We start from the raw sequence: 21758 nt of genomic DNA, 5'->3' as shown, positions 1-21758 counted from the left end.
CAGACCGGCGCCCGGGCATGTACGGGAGGGCGTTTCTCATATGTCGGTAGGCGAAGAGGTCCGTGCGGAGCAGGGCCGTCCGCAGCAGAGTCTCGGTACGGCAGCCGCGCGGAACCTGGCCACCACGACCAAGTCCGCACCCCAGATGCAGGAGATCAGCTCCCGCTGGCTGCTGCGCACGCTGCCATGGGTGAACGTCCAGGGTGGTACGTACCGCGTCAACCGCCGGCTGACCTACGCCGTGGGGGACGGCCGGGTCACCTTCGTCAAGACGGGCGACCGCGTCGAGGTCATCCCGGCCGAGCTGGGCGAACTGCCGGCGCTCAGGTCGTACGAGGACGAGGAGGTTCTCGGCGAACTCGCCCGGCGCTGCCAGCAGCGTGAGTTCGCGCCGGGCGAAGTGATCGCCTCCTTCGGCAGCCAGGCCGACGAGGTCTATCTGCTGGCGCACGGCAAGGTGGAGAAGATCGGCACGGGACCCTACGGCGACGACGCCGTGCTCGGAGTCCTCGCCGACGGCGCCTACTTCGGCGACCAGGCCCTGCTCGACCCCGACGCCATCTGGGAGTACACCGCCCGCGCGGTCACCGCCTGTACGGTGCTGGTCCTGCCGCGAGGCGATGTCGACCAGGTCGCCGAGCGCACCGACACCCTGCGCGATCACCTCCAGGAGCTGCGCTCGATCCCGGAGCAGAGCACCAACAAATACGGCGAGAAAGAGATCGCTCTCGCGGCGGGCCACAGCGGTGAGCCGGACATCCCGCACACCTTCGTCGACTACGAGGCCCGGCCGCGCGAGTACGAACTGAGCGTCGCCCAGACCGTCCTGCGCATCCACTCCCGTGTCGCCGACCTCTACAACCAGCCGATGAACCAGACCGAGCACCAGCTCCGGCTGACCGTCGAGGCGTTGAAGGAGCGCCAGGAGCACGAGCTGGTCAACAACCGCGAGTTCGGACTGCTCCACAACTGCGAGTACGACCAGCGCCTCCAGCCGCACGACGGTGTGCCCAGCCCCGACGACCTGGACGAACTCCTCAGCAGGCGGCGCGGCACCAAGCTGCTGCTCGCCCATCCGCGCGCGATCTCCGCGATCGGCCGTGAGTTCAACAAGCGCGGACTCGTCCCCGAGACCATCGACGTCGGCGGCAACCGCATCCCGACCTGGCGCGGGATCCCGATCTACCCGTGCAACAAGATCCCGGTCACCGAGGCCCGTACGACCTCGATCATCGCCATGCGTACCGGTGAGGCCGAGCAGGGCGTCATCGGACTGCAACAGGCCGGCATCCCGGACGAGATCGAGCCGAGCCTGTCCGTCAGGTTCATGGGCATCAACGAACAGGCGATCATCAAGTACCTCGTGACCGCCTACTACTCCGCCGCGGTCCTCGTGCCGGACGCGCTCGGGGTCCTGGAGAACGTCGAGATCGGCCGCTGGCGGTGACCCCCTGCGCCCGGCGGCAGCGGACGCGTTCCTGTCACCGGACTCGCTGATGGCCCTCGCGGAGTACGTGACACGGCGTGGCGGTTGAGCGCTGGGACAACTGAGGGCCGTACTGCCGCACGGAGACAGGTACGGGCACAGGCGCGGACTCCGACGCAGGCACGGCTACAGGCACGGGCGCAGTGGATGCGGGCGCCCGACCCCAGACCCCGGAACCCCCGGGGCCGCGCGGCTCCTGACCCCGCACGGCCCCGAGGGGCTCCGGTCCGGCGGGTCCCGCACATCCCCACGGCGTGCGGGCCCCGCCGCCTCGGCGCATCCGCCACACCTACCCCGATAGAGTCAACGGCCGGACGATCACGGCCAGTTGAGGAAAAGGGGCGGACCATGGGTGTGGCGATACGGGCGGCGGGCCAGGACGACCGTGATCTGGTCGTACGGCTGTTGGACAGGGCGTTCCAGAACGACCCCGTCAGCCGTTGGGTCTTCCCGGGCGACGAGTACCGCCGGGCCACCCACCACAAGCTCATGGCCGCCTTCACCGACATCGTGCTGGCCGACGGCCGCATCGACCTCACCGAAGACGGCACGGCCTGCGCACTGTGGCTCCCGATGCCGGCCGAGGCGCACGGCGAGGACGAGGGCAACGGCGGCGACGGCCCCGCCCAGATGCGCGCGAGCATCGACCCCGCCAACGAGCGGATCGAGCTGATCGCCCGGCTCACGGAGGACATCCACCCTGTCGGCCGCGCCCACGAGTACCTCTGGATGATCGGCGTGAGCCCCGACCACCAGGGCGAGGGCCTCGGCACGGCCCTCATCGGCGCCGTCCTCGACCGCTGCGACCGTGAGGGGCTGCCCGCCTACCTGGAGGCCAGCAGCGCCCGCAGCCGCGTCCTCTACGAACGCCTCGGCTTCGCCCTCCTGAACCGCCCACTGGACCTCCCCGACGGCCCCCAGATGTGGCCGATGTGGCGCGAACCCCGCCCCTGACCGAGCCGGCTCCACCCCCTCACCTCGACCACCACCCCTCTACCGTCACCCCTCCGGCACCACCGTCTCCACGATCCGCTCCACCAGCCCCTCCGGTACCCCCACCCCCGGCAGCACCCCCTCCAGCACGCCCGGCAGGGTCAGATGTTCCAGGATCAGGCCGAGCATCGCGAGATACAGGACGGTGACCGTCTCGTCGCCGCCGGGCAGCCCCGCGTCGCGGTGGAACTCCATGCCCTGCTCCAGGTCGGCGCGCACCGACCGGGTGTAGGACTGGCGCAGCTCGGGGCGGCGGGTGGCCTCCAGGCGCATCTCCAGGAGGGCCAGATAGCCGGTGCGGTCGGCGGTCGCGCGGGACATCAGGTCGTGCATGAACGCCGTGACCAGCGCCCGGTCCTTCGGTCTCGCCAGCAGCCCGGCGAGTACCTCGGGATCGGGTGCCAGCCGCACATGCAGCCGCGCGTCGATCTGTCGCAGCAGCTCGTCGCGCCCGGTGAAGTAGTTGGAGGCCGTGCCCACCGGCACCCCTGCCTCGGCGTCCACCGCGCGGAACGTCAGCCCGCGCGCCCCCTCCCGCGCGAGCACCGCGACCCCGGCGTCGACCAGCGCCGCCCGCCGCTCCGGATTACCGGCCATGCGGAATCACCTCTCCTACTTCCAGCCATGCCCAGAAAAACCCTTGCAACCACTACAACTGAAGTACTACAACTGAAGCACTACAACTGAAGTGGTTACCACGACAGAACGCAGCCTACGAAAAGAGACCAGCTTGCGAAAGCTCACGTACTTCGTCGCCTGCTCGATCGACGGTTTCATCGGTGACGAGAGCGGCGACGCGTCGTTCATGTACCCGTTCGTCGACGAGGAGTTCATCGAGTTCCTCACCGCCGAGTACCCGGAGACCATGGCCTCCCACGGCCGCCGGGCCCTCGGCGTCCACGACCTGCCGTCCAGGCGGTTCGACACCGTCATCCAGGGCCGCGGCAGCTACGACGTCGGCCTGAAGGAGGGCCTCACCAGCCCGTACGACCATCTGCGCCAGTACGTCGCCTCACGCACCCTCACCGAGTCCCCCGACCCGGACGTCGAGATCATCGCCGCCGGCCTGCTCGAAAAGGTCCGCGAACTCAAGGCCGAGGACGGCCCGTTGGGGATCTACCTCTGCGGCGGCGCACAGCTCGCCGGCCAACTGCGCGACGAGATCGACGAGCTCGTCATCAAGACCTACCCGGTCGCCCTCGGCACCGGCATGCCGATGTTCGCCGCCGGCTTCTCGGTCGCCGAGTTCGCCCTCGACGAGGTCCGCGTCTTAAAGAACGGCGTCCTCGTGCGCGCGTACAGCAGGAAGCGCTGACGCCCGGGCCGCCCTACCCTGAAGGCATGGGCAGCGAAGAACGCGTCTGTCCCGTCTGCGGACAGCCGGTCGAAACAGTCGTCCACCGTCACAAGACGCTGGGCGCGTGGGTCCCGGTCTGGGTGGCAGGGCCCTGCCGCAATCCGGACTGCGAGGCGTACGCCGAGGAGGGCACCGAGCCCGACGACGAGCGCGCGAAGAAGACGGCAAGGAAATCCGCCGGGAAGAATCCCTGAACCCGGGTCGCGAAACTGTCGAGAACCCCGGCCCGGCTCCGACGTCCCCTGTGAGAAGCCGCCCGCAAAAGGCGCGGCCGGAGCCGAAGGAGCGGACCCATGAGGTACCTCATGATGGTGCAGGGCACGCAGCAGGACTACGAGGCCATGCGCGGCAAGGCCTCCGAGAACTCTCCCGCCTGGAACGAGGACGAGATCCAGGCGATGTACGCCCACATGTCCGCGATCAACGACGACCTCGCCGAGACCGGCGAGTTCATCGACGCACAGGGCCTCGCCGAGCCCGCGAAGATCCGTCACGTCACGCTCGGCGCGGACGGCAAGGCCGTGATCACCGACGGGCCGTACAGCGAGACCAAGGAGCTGATGGCCGGCTACTGGGTGCTGGACTGCGCGAGCCTGGAGCGGGTCACCGAGATCGCCGACCGCGTCACCCGCTGTCCGCAGCCCGCGGGCGCACCCGTCTACGCGGTGGTGATCCGTCCCATCCTGGACGGCGCCGGCGACATCTGAGCCCCGTGCGACGGACGACCGGGGTCGAGGACCTGCTGCGCCTGCACGCGCCGCAGGTCCTCGGCGCGCTGATCAGGCGATACGGCCATTTCGACGCCGCCGAGGACGCCGTACAGGAAGCCCTGCTCGCCGCGGCCGGGCAGTGGCCCGCGGCCGGGGTCCCGGACAACCCGCGCGGCTGGCTGATCCGGGTGGCCTCGCGGCGGCTCGCGGACGTGCTGCGGGCGGAGGACGCCCGGCGGGCGCGGGAGGAGCGGGCGGCGGCGCTCGGCGAGCGGCTGGCGTCCGGACCGGACCGGGCACCGTGCGAGGACGACACCCTCACCCTCCTCTTCCTGTGCTGCCACCCCGACCTGCCCCAGCCCGCGCAGATCGCCCTCACCCTGCGCGCCGTCGGCGGCCTCACGACCGCCGAGATCGCTCGCGCCTACCTGGTGCCCGAGGCGACCATGGCGCAGCGAATAGGCCGCGCCAAGCAGAAGGTGCGGGGCGTGTCCTTCGGGCAGCCGGACAACTGGGAGGCACGGCTGCCGGCCGTCCTGCACACCCTGTATCTGATCTTCAACGAGGGCTATACGGCGACCTCCGGACCGGCGCTGCAACGCCGTGACCTCGCCGGTGAGGCCGTCCGGCTGACCCGCGCGGTCCACCGGCTGCTGCCCGGCACCGGCGAGGTGACCGGGCTGCTCGCCCTGATGCTGCTCACCGACGCCCGCCGCGAGGCCCGCACCGGCCCGGACGGCGACCTCGTGCCCCTCGACGAACAGGACCGCGAACGCTGGGACAAGGCCGCGATCGAGGAGGGCGTCGCCCTGATCACCGCGGCCCTCGCGCACGGCCCGGCAGGCCCCTACCAACTGCGCGCGGCCATCGCCGCCGTCCACGACGAGGCACCGTCCGCGGAGGCCACCGACTGGCGGGAGATCCTCGGCCTCTACGACCTTCTGGTCCGCCTCGTCCCCGGCCCCGTCGAACGCCTCAACCGCACGGTCGCCGTCGCCATGGTCCACGGGCCGCGGGTCGGCCTCGCGGAACTGGACGCGCTGGAAGGCGAGTTGGGCCACCGCCGGGACGCCGTACGGGCGCATCTGCTGGAGCGCGCCGGGTCGTACGACGAGGCCCGCGCCGCCTACGAGTCGGCCGCCGCGCAGACCCTGAGCCTGCCCGAGCGGCGTTATTTGCGGAGGCGGGCGGCACGGCTGAGGCCGTAGCGTGGCCGCATGTCCACACGCATCGTGCACCTCACCGAACGCTCCCTCTGGGAGGAAGCCCGCGCCCGGGGAACGTACGAGATGTCGACCCGTGGCAAGACCCTCCAGCAGGAGGGCTTCATCCACTGCTCGACCCGCGCCCAGCTCCCGAAGGTCGCGGCCTTCCTGTACGGCTCCTACGACGGCCCCGACGACCTGGTGCTGCTCGTCATCGACCCCGACCGGCTCGGCGTCCCCCTGAAGTACGAGGCCCCGGAGCCCGGCGCGGAGGAGTTCCCGCACATCTACGGGCCGCTCCCGGTGGACGCCGTGGTGGACGTGGAACCGTGGGAGGTCACCCCGCGCTAGGCAGCCCGCCCGTCTCCGGGTCCCGGCCGGTCAGGCAGTATGTGCCGCCGGCCGGGTCGCGCAGGACCGTCCAGTGGCGGCCGTGGGCGACGGTCTCGGCGCCCAGCTTCTCGTGCCGCAGCCGGGTCGCCTCGATGTCCGCGCAGGCCAGGTCCAGGTGGGCGGAGGCGGGGCGGTCCTCGCCCAGGCGCTGGAGGAGGATGCGGACGGGAAGGCCCGGCGGCGGTGCGAGGACGTGGAACTCGGGGAGCGACCCGGGGCGGGAGTGCCAGTCGGGCAACAGGGCGGTCCAGAAGGTGACTTCGGCGTCGAAGGCCGAAGGCGCGAGGTCCAGGCAGACCTGGTCGAGGCGGGAGCCGTCCACCACGGGCGGGCGGACGGACTCGCCGTGCCAGGGCACCGCGCAGAACAACTGACCGGCCGGGGAACGGAGTACGGCCCACCCCTCGTGCTCGGCGGCCGTCGACGCCCCGAGCCGGAGGGCCGACCTCACGAACTCCGGTACGTCGTCCACGCAGAAGTCCAGGTGCGCGCCACCGGCGCCCGCGTCGACGCCCTGCACCTTCACGCACGGGTCGGCGCCGGACGGCACCAGGGTCACGAACTCGCCCCGGGGCGGGGAGAGCCGCGTGTCCGTGACCGCCGTCCAGAACTCATGGGCGCGGTCGGCGGATGCGGCGGGGCGGTCGATGAAGGCGTACGTCCAGCGGATGCTCATGCCGGGGATCGTAGGTCAGGGGGCCTGCATGAACCGCAGCATATTTCCGGCGGGGTCACGGAACGCGCAGTCGCGCACGCCGTACGGCATGTCCGTCGGCTCCTGGAGCACCTCGGCGCCGGACTCCTGGACGCGGGCGAAGAGGGCGTCGCAGTCGGCGGTGGTGAAGTTGACCCCGCGCAGCACGCCCTTGGCGAGCAGCTGCTCCATGACCTCCCGGTCGGCGGGGGAGAGGTCGGGGTTGGCGGCCGGCGGCTCCAGGACGATCGACACGTCCGGTTGCAGCGGTGACCCGACGGTCGTCCAGCGCATCCCCTCGTACTTGACGTCGTTGCGGACCTCCAGGCCCAGGACGTCGCAGTAGAAGGCGATCGCCTTGTCGTGGTCGTCGACGGCGATGAAACAGGTGTGGAGCTTCAGGTCCATGGAGCCAACCTAAGGTCGATAACGGCCTCACGCCCGTCTCGGTCGTGTGTACGCCCGCACCACACACGGCGGGATCTCCGCGCTCTCCTCGTGCGACCGGGCCCGGTACGAGCTCGGCGTCTCGCCCACCAGCTCGGTGAAGCGGGAGCTGAACGAGCCGAGGGACGTACAGCCGACGGCCATGCAGACCTCGGTGACGGTGAGGTCGCCGCGGCGCAGCAGCATCTTCGCGCGCTCGACGCGACGGGTCATGAGATAGCCGTACGGGGTCTCTCCGTAGGCATCCTTGAAGCTGCGCTGGAAGTGGCCCGGGGACATCAGCGCGGTGCCCGCGAGGGCCGCCATGTCGAGCGGCTCGGTGTACTCGCGGTCCATACGGTCACGGGCCTTGCGCAGTCGCACCAGATCCTCACGGTTCACCCGGTCAGCATCGCACGGTCCCCGGGGCGCGGTCAGCTCACTTCAGGTACACCAGGCCGTCCGTCGTCACCGTCGGGCGGCCGCTGGTGGCGACGACCACGATCTTGACAGTGTGCTTGGCACTGCTCGACCACGTCTTCGCCCAGATCGCGTTCCGGTACGCGGTCGTCGTCGACCTCAGGTCGACGGTGGCGACCTTCGTGCCGTCCACGTAGACGTACGCCTGCCCCGAGGTCGAGGCCCGCGAGACCACCCAGGCCGCCGAACGGCCGGTGAACGTCCAGCTGAGCGAGGAGTTCTTGGTCTTGCTGGAGTACGACGCGCCGCCCAGGTAGCTGTACGAGGACTTGGCGGTCCAGGTGCCCGACCTGGTCGCCGAGGTCTCCTGGAGGATCACCGGGGTGCCGCTGACCGAGGCGGTGGCGGTGTTGCCGGCCTGGTCGTAGGCCTTCAGCGACCAGGTGGTGGCCGTGGCGGACCTGGCGCTCTGGAGGGTGCTGGTCGTCGCGGGACCGTAGGTCGCGGTGGCCGGGGCGGTCAGTCTGACCTCCTTCAGCGCGGCCGAGTCCGTGGCCTTCCACTTCAGGGTGAGCGGCACGGCCGTGGTGCTCACCGTGCCGGTGCGCAGGGCGGGGCTGGGCTTGGTGGAGAAGGTGGGCGCGGTGGTCTCCGCGACGACCGTGGCCGTCGCGGTGGTGGCCGTCTTCCCGGACTGGTGGACGGCCCGTACGGCGACCTTGTGCGTGCCCACGGCCGGCGTGGCCTTGGCGGAGGTGGCGGTACCCGCGGCGGTGGCGGCCACCTTGCCGTCGACCAGCACCTCGTACCGGGAGACGAAGGCGGCCGGGCTGGTGATCGACCAGTTCAGGGTGACCGAGGCCTTGGTGTACGTCGTCGAGCCGACCGTGCCCGAGCCGGTGACCGACTTCAGGGCGAGGCCGGTGACCGGGCCCGCCGCCCAGGAGCGGATCGTCGGCAGCTCGGCGTAGAAGGCGGTGCCGGGGCACTCGGTGTTGTAGCCGTCGCGGTGGCCGATGATCGTCGGGAAGTCCAGCTGGTCGCCCTGCGCCCAGGTCCTGCCGGAGAAGTTCCCGCCGGTCGCGCCCGCCGTCAGCGTGGTCGTGCCGTCCGGGTCGACGCCGTACCGGGCCAGCTTCCACGCGGCGATCCGGGCGACGGAGGTCATCGCCGCCGTGCTCGGGGCGGTGTCCGTGTAGGTGCCGAGGACGGAGATGCCGGTCGTCTGGGTGTTGAAGCCGTAGGTGTGCGCGCCCAGCACCGGCTGGTCGACGCCGCCCTTGCGGCCCTCGTAGACGGTGCCGCACTTGTCGACGAGGAAGTTGTAGCCGATGTCCCTCCAGCCCAACGTCTTCACGTGGTACGCGTAGATGCCGCGGACGACGGCCGGGGCCTCGGCGCACGTGTAGTCGTTGGAGTCGACGGTGTGATGGACCGTCACCGCCTTGATCCTGCCGCTCGGCAGATACTCCGGTGCCTGCGGGCTGATCGACTCGTCGGCGCCCCAGCCGGCCCGCGAGGTGATCGGGGGCTGCGGGACCGTGGACGCCGGGGCGCCGGCCGACGCGGTGGGCGTCGGCGAGGCCGAACCGGCGGTCGGGGCCGGGAACGTGGTCGAAGTGCTCGGGGAGACGCTGGGTGTCGCGGTGCCGTCCGAGGCGTCGGCCGACGGCGTGGCCGTGCCCGGCGAGGGGCTGTCGGCCGGGGTGGCGGTCGGCGACTCGGTGGCGTCCAGCGCGAAGGCGGCCGGTTCGGCGTCGGAGACGGTGCTGGTGCCGGGGTCGACCATGTCGAGGCGCAGGCCCTCGGGCAGTCTGGCGGAGGCCTTGCCGTCCACGCGTACCTCGACGCCGTCGGAGGGCCCGACCCAGGCCGGCTCGGTACCGCCGCGGGTGGCCCCGTCCTCGCCCGGCCCGTTGTCGGTGTCCAGCGTCAGCCACGTCGACCAGGTGCCGGTCCTCGTGTCCCGGGCGCGGGCCTCGATCTTCGCGCCCACGCGCGCGGACGGATCCGACCAGGTGAGGCCGAGCAGGCTGAAGTCCGCGGTGTCCCGCTTGGCGAGCCGGGCCGAGGTGCCGTCGGCGGCCACGGTCAGCTCGGCCGCGCGGTTGGTGCTCCTGACGGGCCGTGACTTGCCGTCGTCCGCGGCGCTCTCGGACGGACCTCCGGTCATGCCCTGGACGACCAGCGCCCCGGTCACCGTCACCGCCGTCAGCGCGGCCGCACCCCACCAACGACGTCTCATCTCGACGCGCACACCTTTCGCAACAGTGTCCCCAGGGACATCACAGGTGTGACGCCAAGGGAAAGGTATGCGGAAGGTAGACGATCAAAAGGCCGTCAATCCGGAGGAACACGCCCGTTACGCACGACGGCGGCGCAGTGATCTGTATCACTGCGCCGCCGTACGGCAAGACTTGGCGAGGCTCAGGCCTTCTTGGTCTCCCAGAAGATCTTGTCGATCTGGGCGATGTAGTCCAGGGCCTTCTGGCCGGTGGCCGGGTCGGTCGAGGCCTTGGCGGCCGAGAGGGCCTTGAGGGCGTCGTTGACCAGCTGGTGCAGCTCCGGGTGCTTCTCGAAGTGCGGGGGCTTGAAGTAGTCGCTCCACAGCACCGACACATGGTGCTTCGCGAGCTCGGCGCGCTGCTCCTTGATGACGGTGGCGCGAGCCTGGAAGTGCGGGTCGTCGTTGCCGGCCATCTTCTCCTGGACGGCCTTCACCGACGCCGCCTCGATGCGGGCCTGGGCCGGGTCGTACACGCCGCAGGGCAGGTCGCAGTGGGCGCTGACCTTGACCTTGGGGGCAAACAGGCGGGAAAGCATGGAGCATTCCTTCCTCGTGATCGTCTTCTCAGGTGGGACATTACTCCCTGCGAGACGGGTTTTCGCGAGTGCCCCCATGGGCTTAGGACAAAAGTCCGGGGTCAGACTGAGACTGGTGGATGAACGTACCGGGGAGGTGCCGGGGATGCCGGAGCTGTCGCAGGAGACCGAACACGGAGCCGCGCTCCCGCTGTTCGGGTGGGCGGAGGTGAGCGGCCCGTCGATGGTGCCCACGCTCCAACACGGGGACCAGCTCCTGGTCCGTTACACGGGCCGGGTCCGGCCCGGTGACATCGTCGTCCTGCGCCATCCCCTCCAGCAGAACCTGCTCGTGGTGAAGCGGGCGGCACAGCGGCGGCCGGGCGGCTGGTGGGTGCTGGCCGACAACCCGCTGGGCTCGACCACCGACAGCGAGGACTTCGGTGTCGTGCCCGACGAGCTGATCCTGGGCAAGGTCCGCTTCCGCTACCGCCCGCCGGAGGCCGGCCGGCGCTCGCCGCTCGCGCTGGCCCGCTGGGTGCTGTCGGCGGCCAGGCCGGTCTTCTCCGACCGGTCCGCCTCCAGGCGCTTGCGGGCGCGGTAGGCGGCCACGTTGGCACGGGTCGCGCAGCGGTCGGAGCAGTAGCGGCGGGAGCGGTTCGTGGAGGTGTCGAGGTAGGCGTTGCGGCAGGGCGCGGCCTCGCACAGGCCGAGGCGGTCCACGCCGTACTCGGTGAGGTGGAAGGCGAGCCCCATCGCGGCGATGGCCGCGTACCCGGCGGTCACGTTGGACGGGTGGTCGGCCAGGTGCATGTGCCACAGGGGGCGGCCGTCGTCGTCCCGGTGGTCGTGCCCGGAGATCTGCGGGCTGACCGGGAACTCCAGCAGGAGCGCGTTCAGCAGGTTGACCGCCAGGGTCTCGTCGCCGGTGTCGGCGGCCTCGAAGACCGCGCGCAGCCGGCCGCGGACCGAGCGGAAGCGGGTGACATCGGACTCGGTGGCGCGCCGGGCCGCCTCCTGGCTGCCGCCGAACAGCTCGCGGATGGCCTCGACCGAGGTCAGCGTGTCCTTGCCCCGGGCCGGGTCCTCGCTGTTGACGAGCCGCACGGCGTAATCCGAGTAATAGGCCAGTTCCACTTGTAGTCCTTACGGGGGTGAACTAGGGTCGGTAACAGCTGATCGTGCTTCCAGGGTATTACGTGTGCACAGGAAGAGGGGGATCCCTTGACGACCGGAACCGGAACCCACACCGACTGGCAGGCCTGGCAGGAGAGCTGGGACCGGCAGCAGGAGTGGTACATGCCCGACCGCGAGGAACGCTTCCGGATCATGCTCGACATGGTCGAGGCCCTCGTCGGACCCCGCCCGCGCGTGCTGGACCTGGCATGCGGCACGGGAAGTATCACGGCCAGGCTGCTCGCCCGGTTCCCGGAGGCCACCAGCACCGGCGTCGACCTCGACCCGGCGCTCCTCGCCATCGCCGAGGGCACCTTCGCGGGCGACGACCGGGTCACCTTCGTGACCGCCGACCTCAAGGACCCCGACTGGCCGGCGAAGCTGCCGTACGACTCGTACGACGCCGTCCTGACCGCCACGGCCCTGCACTGGCTGCACAGCGAACCCCTCGCGGCCCTCTACGGTCAGGTCGCGGAACTCGTCCGCGACGGCGGTGTCTTCATGAACGCGGACCACATGATCGACGAGACGACGCCCCGGATCAACGCGGCCGAGCGCGCCCAGCGTCACGCGCGCATGGATCAGGCCAAGGCGGACGGCGCCCTCGACTGGGCCGAGTGGTGGGAGATCGCTGCCCAGGACCCGGCCCTCGCCGAGCCCACGGCCAAGCGCTTCGAGATCTACGGCGAGCACGCCGACGGCGAGATGCCGTCCGCCGCCTGGCACGCGCGCGTGCTGCGGGAGCAGGGTTTCGGGGAGGCGCGGCCGGTGTGGGCCTCGCCGTCGGACACGCTGCTGCTCGCGGTCAAGTGACGGTATGACGAAGGGGCGGTACGGGAATCCCGTACCGCCCCTCGTCGTCGTACGAACCGCTACAGCACCTTCGACAGGAACGCCTGCGTCCGCTCGTGCTGCGGGTTGGTCAGGACGTCGCGCGGGTTGCCGGACTCGACCACCACACCGCCGTCCATGAAGACCAGGCTGTCGCCCACCTCACGGGCGAAGCCCATCTCGTGGGTGACGACGACCATCGTCATGCCCGACTCGGCGAGGTCGCGCATGACGTCGAGGACGTCACCGACCAACTCCGGGTCGAGGGCCGAGGTCGGCTCGTCGAACAGCATCAGCTTCGGGTCCATCGCCAACGCGCGGGCGATGGCCACGCGCTGCTGCTGGCCGCCGGAGAGCTGCGAGGGGTAGCTCTTCGCCTTGTCGGCGAGGCCCACCCGCTCCAGGAGCTCGCCCGCCCGCTCCCGGGCCTGGGACCTGCTCACGCCCTTGACCTGGATCGGGGCCTCCATGACGTTCTCGATCGCCGTCATGTGCGGGAACAGGTTGAACCGCTGGAACACCATGCCGATGTCCCGGCGCTTCAGCGCGACCTCGCTGTCCTTGAGCTCGTACAGCTTGTCGCCCTTCTGGCGGTAGCCGACCAGCTCGCCGTCGACGTACAGCCGGCCGGCGTTGATCTTCTCCAGGTGGTTGATGCACCGCAGGAAGGTCGACTTGCCGGAGCCGGAGGGGCCGATGAGGCAGAACACCTCGCCCTGCTTGACCTCCAGGTCGATGCCCTTGAGGACTTCCACCGGGCCGAAGGACTTGTGCACGCCCTCGGACTTCACCATTGCGTTCATGGTCATCGCCGCCAGTTGGAGAGGGAGAGCATGTTGGCCTTGACCTTCTGGAACGGCGTCGCCGGCAGGCTCCGGGACGTGCCGCGGGCGTAACGCCGCTCCAGATAGAACTGGAAGACGCTGAACACGCTGGTCATGACCAGGTACCAGATGCACGCCACGAACAGCATCTCCATGACGGCGTACGACGTGGAGCCGATCGTCGACGTGGCGCGCAGCAGTTCGTTGTACGTCACTGCGTACACCAGCGACGAGGTCTTCAGCATGTTGATGAACTCGTTGCCGGTCGGCGGCACGATCACCCGCATCGCCTGCGGGATCACGATCCGGCGCAGCGTCTTGGCCTGGCTCATGCCGAGCGCGTGCGAGGCCTCGGTCTGGCCCTCGTCGACGGCCAGCAGACCGGCGCGGCAGATCTCCGCCATGTACGCGGCCTCGTTCAGACCCAGGCCGAGGAGCGCGGCCATGAACGGGGTCATGACGTCGACCATCTCGTCCTTGTAGATCGGACCGAGATTCAGCATCGGGAAGATCAGGGCCAGGTTGAACCAGAGCAGGAGCTGGACGTAGACCGGGGTCCCGCGGAAGAACCAGATGTAGGCCCAGGCCACCCAGCTCGTCACCGGGTTCTTGGAGAGCCGCATGACGGCCAGGATCACGCCCAGGACCACGCCCAGGATCATCGCGAGCACGCTGATCAGCAGGGTGCGGCCGGCGCCCTTGAGGACCGTGTCGTCGAAGACGTAGTCGCCGACCGCGGACCACTGGATCTTGTCGGCCGTGGCGAAGGCGTTGACCAGCAGGCCGACGAGCGCCAGGACGATGACCGCGCTGACGTAGCGGCCCCAGTGGCGGACCGGGACGGCCTTGATCGCCTCGGGCGCCACGGAGGCGGCGGAAGCGGAGGCGGAGGCCTCCTTGGAGACCGGCGGCGTCGCGTCCGCCGGCTCCTTCTCGAACTTGTCAGTCACCGTGACTGCCCTTCAGTGGTGCGGGACGTCACTTGCCGCCGTTGACGGCGGCCTTGTCGATGGCGCCGGACTGGGCGCCCCACTTGTCGAGGATCTTCTTGTACGTGCCGTCCTCGATGATCGCGTTGACGGCCGCCTCCAGCGCGGAGGTGAGCTCCTTGTTGTCCTTGTTCACGGCGATGCCGAACGGACCGGCGTCGACCTGCTCGCCGACGACCTCGAAGGCGTTGCCGCCGTCGGCCTTGCGGGCCAGGTCGACCGCGACCGGGTAGTCGTTGACACCGGCGACGGCGCCGCCCGACTTCACACGGGTCTGGGCCTCGGTGTCGTTCTCGAACGACTCGATGTCGATCTTCTTCTTGCCGTCCTTCGTGCAGGCCTTGGACTGCGTCTGAAGGGCGGCCTCGTACGTGGTGCCGCGCTGCACGGCGGCGGTCTGGCCGCAGAGGTCCTCGATGGACTTGATGCCCTTCGGGTTGCCCTTGGCGACGTAGACGGCGGTGCCGGCCTTGAAGTAGTCGACGAAGTCGACACCCGGGCCGAGCTTCTTGCCCTTGTCGTCCAGGCCCTCCTGGCGCTGCTTGGTGTCCGTCATGGAGGACATCGCCAGGTCGTAGCGGCCCGAGTTCAGGGCGGTGATCAGGCCGTCGAAGGAACCGGAGGTGAAGTTGAACTTCACGCCGAGCTTCTCGCCCAGGGCGTCGGCGATGTCGATGTCGACACCGACGATCTTGCCGCCCTCCTGGTACTCCATGGGCGCGTACTCGGCGTTGGTACCGGCCTTGATGACGCCGGCCTTCTGGATGCCTGCGGGCAGCTTGTCGAAGAGCGGCGCCTTGCTGGAGGACGCGGTCTCCTTCGAGCCGCTGTCGTTGCCGCTGTCCGTCTGGTCACCGCAGCCGGTGAGAATCAGGGCGCCTGCGACCGCGATCGAGCCGACCGCTGCGAGCCGGGAACGGGCGGCGGTCGTACGACGGGTGGAGCTTGCGGTCATGGTGGGTTCCTCCGGCGGATGGGTGGAGTTGCCGATGGGGCGGGCTTCTGCCGATGGGGTCGGCAGGAGCCTTGGTTTCCTAGGTCGACGAGAGCACACGCCTTCGAGTGCCGCGACCTCGTGTGATTACGGCATCTTGCCATTCGGACTACGCCATTCAGGGGGCCAGCCATGTCAAAATCGGATAACGGGTTACCCCCGAACCGCATCAGGTCGGACATCATGGCCGCACCTCTTGCGGGAACCCATTCTTCCGGCCGGAGGATCTTCGGCGCATCTCACGATGTGAGCGCCAACCTCCCGGCGTGAACGGCCGCTCGACCCGCTGTCAAGAGGGTGTCGAGCGTGTGTCCACATATTTGTTCATGATTCATGTCACCGATATGTGATGTGCGAGGTCCGTCATGTGACCTTGCACGTATTGGACTCGTCGCAGGTGCCGTCCGTCCGGTAAGAAGGTTCTTTACACCCCTCATCCGGGGCTCAGGGCGCGTGTGCGGCGCGCCCGTCGTGTACGGCCCGTACGCATCACCGACACAGGGCCGCACGCGGTGCCCGCCCACTTCTCAACCAGGAGTGGCCACCCTCAAACCATGAATATCTAAGGGGTAGAACAAGTGGCAGCGGAGATCGTCAATCCTCGCAGCGACAGCGATACGGGCCAGGACGGAGGGGCGGAACCCCTCGATTCCTTCGACCCCGCGTTCGCGCTGCACCGCGGCGGCAAGATGGCAGTGCAGGCCACCGTGCCGATCCGTGACAAGGACGACCTGTCCCTCGCGTACACGCCCGGCGTGGCGAAGGTGTGCAGCGCCATCGCCGAGCAGCCCGAGCTCGTCCACGACTACACGTGGAAGTCGTCCGTCGTCGCCGTCGTGACCGACGGCACGGCGGTCCTCGGACTCGGTGACATCGGGCCCGAGGCCTCCCTTCCGGTCATGGAAGGCAAGGCCATCCTCTTCAAGCAGTTCGGCGGCGTGGACGCGGTGCCGATCGCGCTGGACTGCACGGGCGTCGACGAGATCGTCGAGACCGTGGTCCGCCTCGCTCCCTCCTTCGGCGGGGTCAACCTGGAGGACATCTCGGCGCCGCGGTGCTTCGAGATCGAGAAGCGCCTCCAGGAGCGCCTCGACATCCCGATCTTCCACGACGACCAGCACGGCACGGCCGTGGTCACGCTGGCGGCCCTGCGCAACGCGGCGCGGCTGAGCGGGCGGGAGATCGGGCAGCTCCGCGCGGTCATCTCGGGCGCCGGCGCGGCCGGTGTCGCCATCGCCAAGATGCTGGTCGAGGCGGGCATCGGGGATGTCGCGCTCGCCGACCGCAAGGGCGTCATCTCGACGGGTCGTGCGGACCTGACGGACGTCAAGCGCGAGGTGGCCTCCTTCACCAACAAGGCCGGGCTGACCGGTTCCCTTGAGGACGCCCTCGCCGGCGCCGACGTCTTCATCGGCGTCTCCGGCGGCACGGTGGCCGAGGAGGCGGTGGCGTCGATGGCCGAGGGCGCGTTCGTCTTCGCCATGGCCAACCCGAACCCCGAGGTGCATCCCGACGTCGCGCACAAGTACGCGGCGGTCGTGGCGACGGGTCGCTCCGACTTCCCGAACCAGATCAACAACGTGCTTGCGTTCCCGGGCATCTTCGCCGGTGCGCTCCAGGTGCGGGCCTCCCGCATCACCGAGGGCATGAAGATCGCGGCGGCGGAGGCCCTGGCGTCCGTGGTCGGCGACGACCTCGCCGCGGACTACGTCATCCCGTCCCCGTTCGACGAGCGGGTCGCTCCGGCGGTCACGGCGGCGGTCGCCGCCGCGGCTCGGGCGGAGGGTGTGGCTCGCCGCTGAGGCGAGTTGGCGCTGAGGTGACTGGGCGCTGAGACGAGTGAGCGCTGAGGTGACTGGGCGCTGAGGTGGCCCCGTTCGGCTTTGTGCCGGGCGGGGTCACTTTTTACTTGGGGGCGGGGCTGTTCGGGTGGTGATGAGGCCGGTGGCAAGAGGGTGTGTGTCACAGCGCCCCACGGTTCCGTCGGGACGCCGCGGACCCTATCGTCAACATCATGTTCGCTGCCTACGCCGCCCGCATCGACCGTGACCAGCCGCTGAGTGGCCTTGAGTTGGGGGAGCGCCCGGCTCCCGAGGCCCGCTCGGGGTGGAGTGTCATCGACGTCAAGGCCGCCTCCCTCAACCATCACGACCTCTGGTCCCTGAAGGGCGTCGGCCTGTCCGAGGACAAGCTGCCGATGATCCTCGGGTGTGACGCCGCCGGTGTCGACGCGGACGGCAACGAGGTCGTCCTGCACTCGGTCATCGGCCAGAGCGGCCATGGCGTCGGTCCCAAGGAGCCGCGCTCCATCCTCACCGAGCGCTACCAGGGAACGTTCGCCGAGCAGGTCGCCGTGCCGACCTGGAACGTGCTGCCCAAGCCCAAGGAGCTCTCCTTCGCGGAGGCCGCCTGTCTGCCCACGGCGTGGCTGACGGCGTACCGGATGCTCTTCACCAACGCCGGTGTACGGCCCGGTGACTCGGTCCTCGTCCAGGGCGCCGGCGGCGGTGTCGCCACGGCCGCGATCGTGCTCGGCAAGGCGGCCGGCCTGCGGGTCTTCGCCACCAGCCGCGACGAGGCCAAGCGCAAGCGGGCGATCGAGCTGGGCGCCGTGGAGGCGGTGGAGTCCGGGGCGCGGCTGCCGCAGCGCGTGGACGCCGTCATCGAGACCGTCGGCGCCGCCACCTGGTCCCACTCGGTGAAGTCCCTGAAGCCGGGCGGCACGCTCGTCATCTCCGGCGCGACCAGCGGCGACCGCCCCTCGCACGCCGAACTCACCCGGATCTTCTTCCTCGAACTCAAGGTCGTCGGCTCCACGATGGGCACCAAGGACGAGCTGGAGGACCTGCTGTCCTTCTGCGCCGCGACGGGGGTCCGTCCGGTCATCGACGAGGAACTCCCGCTGGACCGGGCCCGGGAGGGCTTCGAGCGGCTGGCGTCGGGGGAGCAGTTCGGGAAGATCGTGCTCACGAACGGCTGAGGTCGCGAGAGACGGTCGAGGCGGGTCCGGTCGGCCGGGCCCGCCTTTGTCGTGCCGGATGTGTCAACTCTGGTTGACGTCGCTCTCATGTCAACGTAGGTTGACATCATGACCGAAGCAACGGATCTCGCCGAGCGCGCGGGCGACCGCGACCCCAGGGTCGGTCTACGGGCCGTCGCCGCACTGCGCCGCCTTCTTGAGCAGCTGGAGTCGGTGCAGGTGCGCAGTGCGCGCAACCAGGGATGGTCGTGGCAGGAGATCGCCGCGGAACTCGGTGTGACCAGGCAGGCCGTGCACAAGAAGTACGGGAGGCATTGATGTTCGAGCGGTTCACGAAGGAGGCCCGCGAGGTGGTGACCGGTGCGGTCGCGCATGCGGAGCGGGGTGGGTCGGAGACCGTCGACGCCGAGCACCTGTTGCTCTCGCTGCTCGACCGGGAGGGCAGCCGGGCGTCGTTCGCGCTCGCCTCGGTCGGCGGCGCGGGATGGCTGGATTCGGTACGGCAGGCTCTGGGCGAGGCCCGTCGGCGCGGCGGGCTGTCCCAGGCCGACACCGACGCGTTGGCGGGGTTGGGCATCGACGTGTCGGAGATCGTCGCCCGGGTCGAGGAGGTGCACGGTGCCGGTGCGATGGCCGGCGGCCGGGCGGGGGCGGGGGCGGGACGGTGGGCCGGGTGGTCGGGACGCCGTCCGTTCAGCCGGAGCGCCAAGGACGTCCTGGTACGGGCGTTGCGGGTCGCCGTCGGTCGCAAGGACCGGCATGTCGGCGACGAGCACCTTCTGCTGGCCCTCGCCGAGGGGCCCGGGGTCGCCGCCGAGGTCCTCGCCGATCACGGGGTGACGTGCGAGTCGCTGGTCCGTGTCCTCTATGGCGGGGGAGAGGCGAAGGCGGGCTGAGAGGTGAGGGTGGGCTGAGAGGTGAGGGCGGCCCGGGCGGAGAGGCCCGGGCGGCGGGGCGTTGTCCTCCTACGGCGCCAATGTTGACGCTTGATCCGGTGGTGCCGACGCGGTCGACGGCACCACCGGAGGCGTTCGCGCCGGCGCTCAGGCCCGACGTCCTCGCCGGTCCCGAGGCCCGATGTCCTCGCCGGTGCTCAGGCCTTCGGTGTCCGCAGCAGCGCTCCGATGTGGGCCGCCGCTGCCGACAAGTGGCGGCGCGCGTCCCGGAGTTGGTCCGGGGTGACGCCGTGGTCGCGGGCCGCGTCACGGATGTCGTCGCGGAAGCGGTCGAGGAGGCGGTCCAGGTCACGGGCCGGGTCGCCGGTGTCCGTCTCGTGGGCCCAGGACGGCTCGTAGTCGGCCGGGAAGTCCTCCGGGGTCTGGCTGTACTCGGGCGCCGGTGCCGACTTCGCCGACTTCCGGCCGTGCCCCGCCTCACCGCCCCGGCCGAACCCGAAGTCCTTCCCGAACTCCTTGCCGTAGTCCTTCCCGAACTCGCCGAACTCCTTGGCCAGTTCGGTGAGCCCCTCACGCACCCCCGTGGGCCAGTCGCCCCGCGCGAAGTGGTCCTGCACCTGCTCCTGGACCCGCCGGGCGATTCGCTGCACCTCTTCCTGGGCCTGCTCCCGCGCCCGCTCCTGCGCCTCCTTGGCCTGGCGCCGGGCCCGCTGGGCCTCCTCACGGGCCCGCCGGCTCTCGTCCTTGGCGCGCCGGGCCTGCTCCTTCCACTCCTGCTTGACGCGGCGCATCTCCTCCTTGGCGGCACGCCACGACTCGTTGTCCGCGTGCTCCGCGAAGTCCCCGAGGCCGCCGTCCGGTACGCGAGCGCCGTCGCCGCCCCCGCGCCGGGCCTCGGAGGCGGCGGCGCGCATCTCGCGGCGCAGATCACCCGCCGCACCCCGCACATCGGCCCGGATCTCGGCGGCGAGCTCCGCGACCGACTCGCGGATCTCCAGCTCCAGGTCGGCCAGTTCACCGCTGCGGTCGGCCAGCTCGGCGCGGCCCGCGTCCGTGATGGCGTACACCTTGCGGCCGCCCTCGGTGGTGTGCGTGACCAGGCCCTCGGCCTCCAGCTTGGCGAGGCGGGGGTAGACGGTGCCGGCCGAGGGCGCGTACAGCCCCTGGAAGCGCTCCTCCAGCAGCCGTATCACCTCGTAGCCGTGCCGCGGGGCCTCGTCGAGAAGCTTCAGCAGATAGAGGCGGAGGCGGCCGTGGGCGAAGACGGGGGGCATGTCAGAGCACCTTCTTGTCGGTCGTGCCGTCGGCCGGGGCGGGGGCGTGGACGGCGCCGGTGGGGTCGGTGGCGTCCGTGCCGTCACCCTGGCCGGAACCGGAATTGTCCCCCGAGGCGCCCCGTGGGCCGTCCACCGGGTCGGCGGTGTCCGTCGTGCCGTCGGCCTCCAGTCCGGCATCCGGCCCGGTCTCCGGCCCGGCATCCGGCCCGGTCTCCGTCCCGGCGTCCGGTTCCGAGTCCACCACCAGATGCTCCACCCTGCGGTCGGCGTGATCCTCCGCGCGGTCCTCCGTCACGCGCTCCACCCGGTGCTCCGCGTGGGCGTCGAAACCGCGCACGTCCTCCCGGCCCCCGTCCGCCGCCGCCTCCTCCTCGTCCTCCCGGGCCGGCCGGTGCAGCAGGGCGATCGAGCCGGAGACCGTGGTCGCGCGGAGCTTGCCGGTGCCGGCGCCGAGGCGGCCGGTGACCTTGTGGGCGCCCCACTGGCCGTGGACCCGGAGGCCGTCGAAGGCGTTGGAGATGGTGCCGCTGGCGGTGTTGGCCTCGACGTCGGCGTCGGCCGGCTGGGGCAGCCGGATGGCGATCTCGCCCGAGACGCTGGTCAGCCGGATGTCGGTGGGGCCGTCGGGGTCGAGGTCCACGATCATCGAACCGCTGACCGAGTCGGCCTTGACGGAGGAGCCCGACCCCTCGACGACGGTGAGGTCGCCGGAGACGGAGTTGAAGCGCAGGTCGCCGGTGACGGCCTGGGCCTCCAGGTTCCCGGAGACGGTGTCCGCGCGGACCGGGCCGGAGAGGCCCACCAGCGTGGTGTCGCCCGTGACGCCCTTCACGGAGGAGGGGCCGCGGATGCCGGAGACGACGGCCCCGGCGCCCACCACCCCGAGCTCGACGCGGGTGGTGGCCGGCACGGCCAGGGACACGACGGCGCTGCGCCGCCAGCCCTTGCGGTCGAGCCACTTGAGGAAGCCCTTCCAGGGCAGGTCGTCGTAGGCGACCGTGAGGGTGCCGCCCTCCTGGCGCACGACCAGGGGTGGGCCCTCCAGTTCGGAGACCTCCAGGCGGGCGGAACCTTCGTCCGTCCCCACGACGTTCACCGTTCCGTTGACGATGCGTACATGGAGCTCGCGCACCGGCTCGTCGAACGAGAGCTTCCCGGGCTCTGAGACGGACCACTCGGACATGGCACTGACCTCCCCGTGACAACGACACACGACATCGCGCCATACGCGCCATATCGCGTCTACCGTCATTCACGATATATCGCGGACCCGGAAAGTCAAGACACCCGTTCTGGCGACCCCCG

General features: G+C 70.4%; 25 protein-coding genes. 13 read left to right on the top strand and 12 right to left on the bottom strand.

Annotated features, from left to right (window positions below; translation table 11 throughout):
- The first annotated feature begins 40 nt into the window (after positions 1-40).
- Together OG866_RS14525 and OG866_RS14520 are read left to right on the top strand one after the other, a co-directional pair.
- Positions 41-1447: a family 2B encapsulin nanocompartment shell protein gene (locus OG866_RS14525; RefSeq protein WP_329334860.1), complete on the top strand. Its 1407-nt coding sequence runs from the start codon at positions 41-43 to the stop codon at positions 1445-1447.
- 387 nt (positions 1448-1834) lie between these two features.
- On the top strand, positions 1835-2440 hold the full coding sequence (locus OG866_RS14520; protein WP_329334858.1) for a GNAT family N-acetyltransferase: 606 nt from the start codon (positions 1835-1837) through the stop codon (positions 2438-2440).
- Between the two features lie 45 nt (positions 2441-2485).
- Here OG866_RS14520 and OG866_RS14515 read toward each other — a convergent pair whose 3' ends face one another.
- Entirely contained in the window at positions 2486-3076 is a 591-nt protein-coding gene (locus tag OG866_RS14515; RefSeq protein WP_329334856.1) for a TetR/AcrR family transcriptional regulator, read from the bottom strand.
- A gap of 133 nt (positions 3077-3209) precedes the next feature.
- On the opposite strand from OG866_RS14515, the gene OG866_RS14510 reads away from it, so the two are divergent.
- From OG866_RS14510 to OG866_RS14490, 5 genes are all read left to right on the top strand, one after another.
- Positions 3210-3794, top strand: a complete 585-nt coding sequence (locus OG866_RS14510) for a dihydrofolate reductase family protein (protein WP_329334854.1) — start codon at positions 3210-3212, stop codon at positions 3792-3794.
- 26 nt (positions 3795-3820) lie between these two features.
- Positions 3821-4030, top strand: coding sequence for a hypothetical protein (locus tag OG866_RS14505; RefSeq protein WP_329334853.1), 210 nt, complete (start codon positions 3821-3823; stop codon positions 4028-4030).
- Between the two features lie 99 nt (positions 4031-4129).
- Positions 4130-4543: a YciI family protein gene (locus OG866_RS14500; protein ID WP_329334851.1), complete on the top strand. Its 414-nt coding sequence runs from the start codon at positions 4130-4132 to the stop codon at positions 4541-4543.
- Positions 4544-4548: 5 nt separating this feature from the next.
- Entirely contained in the window at positions 4549-5754 is a 1206-nt protein-coding gene (locus OG866_RS14495) for an RNA polymerase sigma factor (RefSeq protein ID WP_329334850.1), read from the top strand.
- A gap of 9 nt (positions 5755-5763) precedes the next feature.
- Positions 5764-6102, top strand: coding sequence for a DUF952 domain-containing protein (locus OG866_RS14490; RefSeq protein WP_329334847.1), 339 nt, complete (start codon positions 5764-5766; stop codon positions 6100-6102).
- Here the strand turns inward: OG866_RS14490 and OG866_RS14485 are convergent.
- The 5 genes from OG866_RS14485 to sodN all read right to left on the bottom strand — a co-directional run bounded on the left by OG866_RS14485 (position 6089) and on the right by sodN (position 10507).
- Positions 6089-6820: a VOC family protein gene (locus OG866_RS14485; protein WP_329334845.1), complete on the bottom strand. Its 732-nt coding sequence runs from the start codon at positions 6818-6820 to the stop codon at positions 6089-6091. The two genes, OG866_RS14490 and OG866_RS14485, sit on opposite strands and share 14 nt — an antisense overlap.
- Before the next feature lie 15 nt (positions 6821-6835).
- On the bottom strand, positions 6836-7246 hold the full coding sequence (locus OG866_RS14480) for a VOC family protein (RefSeq protein ID WP_329334843.1): 411 nt from the start codon (positions 7244-7246) through the stop codon (positions 6836-6838).
- A gap of 27 nt (positions 7247-7273) precedes the next feature.
- The gene (locus tag OG866_RS14475) at positions 7274-7666 is read right to left on the bottom strand and encodes a helix-turn-helix transcriptional regulator (RefSeq protein ID WP_329334842.1); all 393 of its coding nucleotides are present in this window, start codon (positions 7664-7666) and stop codon (positions 7274-7276) included.
- A gap of 37 nt (positions 7667-7703) precedes the next feature.
- Positions 7704-9929, bottom strand: a complete 2226-nt coding sequence (locus OG866_RS14470; RefSeq protein WP_329334840.1) for a peptidoglycan recognition protein family protein — start codon at positions 9927-9929, stop codon at positions 7704-7706.
- 182 nt (positions 9930-10111) lie between these two features.
- Positions 10112-10507, bottom strand: a complete 396-nt coding sequence (sodN, locus tag OG866_RS14465; protein ID WP_329334839.1) for a superoxide dismutase, Ni — start codon at positions 10505-10507, stop codon at positions 10112-10114.
- Positions 10508-10652: 145 nt separating this feature from the next.
- Between sodN and sodX the strand changes: the two genes are divergently transcribed.
- The gene (sodX, locus tag OG866_RS14460; protein WP_329344098.1) at positions 10653-11090 is read left to right on the top strand and encodes a nickel-type superoxide dismutase maturation protease; all 438 of its coding nucleotides are present in this window, start codon (positions 10653-10655) and stop codon (positions 11088-11090) included.
- On the opposite strand, the gene OG866_RS14455 is transcribed toward sodX, so the two are convergent.
- A complete protein-coding gene (locus OG866_RS14455; RefSeq protein ID WP_329334837.1) occupies positions 10973-11623 on the bottom strand; it encodes a CGNR zinc finger domain-containing protein in 651 nt (216 codons plus the stop codon). The two genes, sodX and OG866_RS14455, sit on opposite strands and share 118 nt — an antisense overlap.
- Before the next feature lie 87 nt (positions 11624-11710).
- On the opposite strand from OG866_RS14455, the gene OG866_RS14450 reads away from it, so the two are divergent.
- Entirely contained in the window at positions 11711-12475 is a 765-nt protein-coding gene (locus OG866_RS14450; RefSeq protein ID WP_329334835.1) for a class I SAM-dependent methyltransferase, read from the top strand.
- Positions 12476-12534: 59 nt separating this feature from the next.
- On the opposite strand, the gene OG866_RS14445 is transcribed toward OG866_RS14450, so the two are convergent.
- Genes OG866_RS14445 through OG866_RS14435 form a run of 3 tightly spaced genes read right to left on the bottom strand, consistent with a single transcriptional unit; the run spans position 12535 to position 15261 of the window.
- Positions 12535-13296, bottom strand: a complete 762-nt coding sequence (locus OG866_RS14445) for an amino acid ABC transporter ATP-binding protein (protein WP_329344097.1) — start codon at positions 13294-13296, stop codon at positions 12535-12537.
- A gap of 2 nt (positions 13297-13298) precedes the next feature.
- On the bottom strand, positions 13299-14267 hold the full coding sequence (locus OG866_RS14440) for an amino acid ABC transporter permease (protein ID WP_329334833.1): 969 nt from the start codon (positions 14265-14267) through the stop codon (positions 13299-13301).
- A gap of 28 nt (positions 14268-14295) precedes the next feature.
- On the bottom strand, positions 14296-15261 hold the full coding sequence (locus OG866_RS14435; RefSeq protein ID WP_329334832.1) for an ABC transporter substrate-binding protein: 966 nt from the start codon (positions 15259-15261) through the stop codon (positions 14296-14298).
- 617 nt (positions 15262-15878) lie between these two features.
- Between OG866_RS14435 and OG866_RS14430 the strand changes: the two genes are divergently transcribed.
- The 4 genes from OG866_RS14430 (at position 15879) to OG866_RS14415 (ending at position 19176) form a co-directional block, all read left to right on the top strand.
- Positions 15879-17102 (top strand): NAD(P)-dependent malic enzyme, encoded by a 1224-nt coding sequence (locus tag OG866_RS14430; RefSeq protein WP_329334830.1) that lies wholly within the window; start codon positions 15879-15881, stop codon positions 17100-17102.
- A 212-nt stretch (positions 17103-17314) separates the two neighbouring features.
- Positions 17315-18280 carry a zinc-binding dehydrogenase gene (locus tag OG866_RS14425; protein ID WP_329334828.1) on the top strand — a complete coding sequence of 322 codons (966 nt, stop codon included), beginning with the start codon at positions 17315-17317 and terminating at the stop codon, positions 18278-18280.
- 108 nt (positions 18281-18388) lie between these two features.
- Positions 18389-18598 carry an HTH domain-containing protein gene (locus tag OG866_RS14420; protein WP_059192380.1) on the top strand — a complete coding sequence of 70 codons (210 nt, stop codon included), beginning with the start codon at positions 18389-18391 and terminating at the stop codon, positions 18596-18598.
- Positions 18598-19176, top strand: coding sequence for a Clp protease N-terminal domain-containing protein (locus tag OG866_RS14415; protein ID WP_329334825.1), 579 nt, complete (start codon positions 18598-18600; stop codon positions 19174-19176). The genes OG866_RS14420 and OG866_RS14415 overlap by 1 nt, the downstream gene beginning before the upstream one ends.
- Before the next feature lie 197 nt (positions 19177-19373).
- Here OG866_RS14415 and OG866_RS14410 read toward each other — a convergent pair whose 3' ends face one another.
- Together OG866_RS14410 and OG866_RS14405 are read right to left on the bottom strand one after the other, a co-directional pair.
- Positions 19374-20450, bottom strand: coding sequence for a PadR family transcriptional regulator (locus tag OG866_RS14410; protein WP_329334824.1), 1077 nt, complete (start codon positions 20448-20450; stop codon positions 19374-19376).
- 1 nt (position 20451) lies between these two features.
- Positions 20452-21636, bottom strand: coding sequence for a DUF4097 family beta strand repeat-containing protein (locus OG866_RS14405; protein ID WP_329334823.1), 1185 nt, complete (start codon positions 21634-21636; stop codon positions 20452-20454).
- Between the last annotated feature and the right edge of the window lie 122 nt (positions 21637-21758).

The sequence above is a fragment of the Streptomyces sp. NBC_00663 genome (assembly GCF_036226885.1).
Lineage (GTDB): Bacteria > Actinomycetota > Actinomycetes > Streptomycetales > Streptomycetaceae > Streptomyces.
The sequence above is the reverse complement of the archived record's forward strand: the minus strand, read 5'-3'. Positions and strand labels throughout refer to the sequence as shown.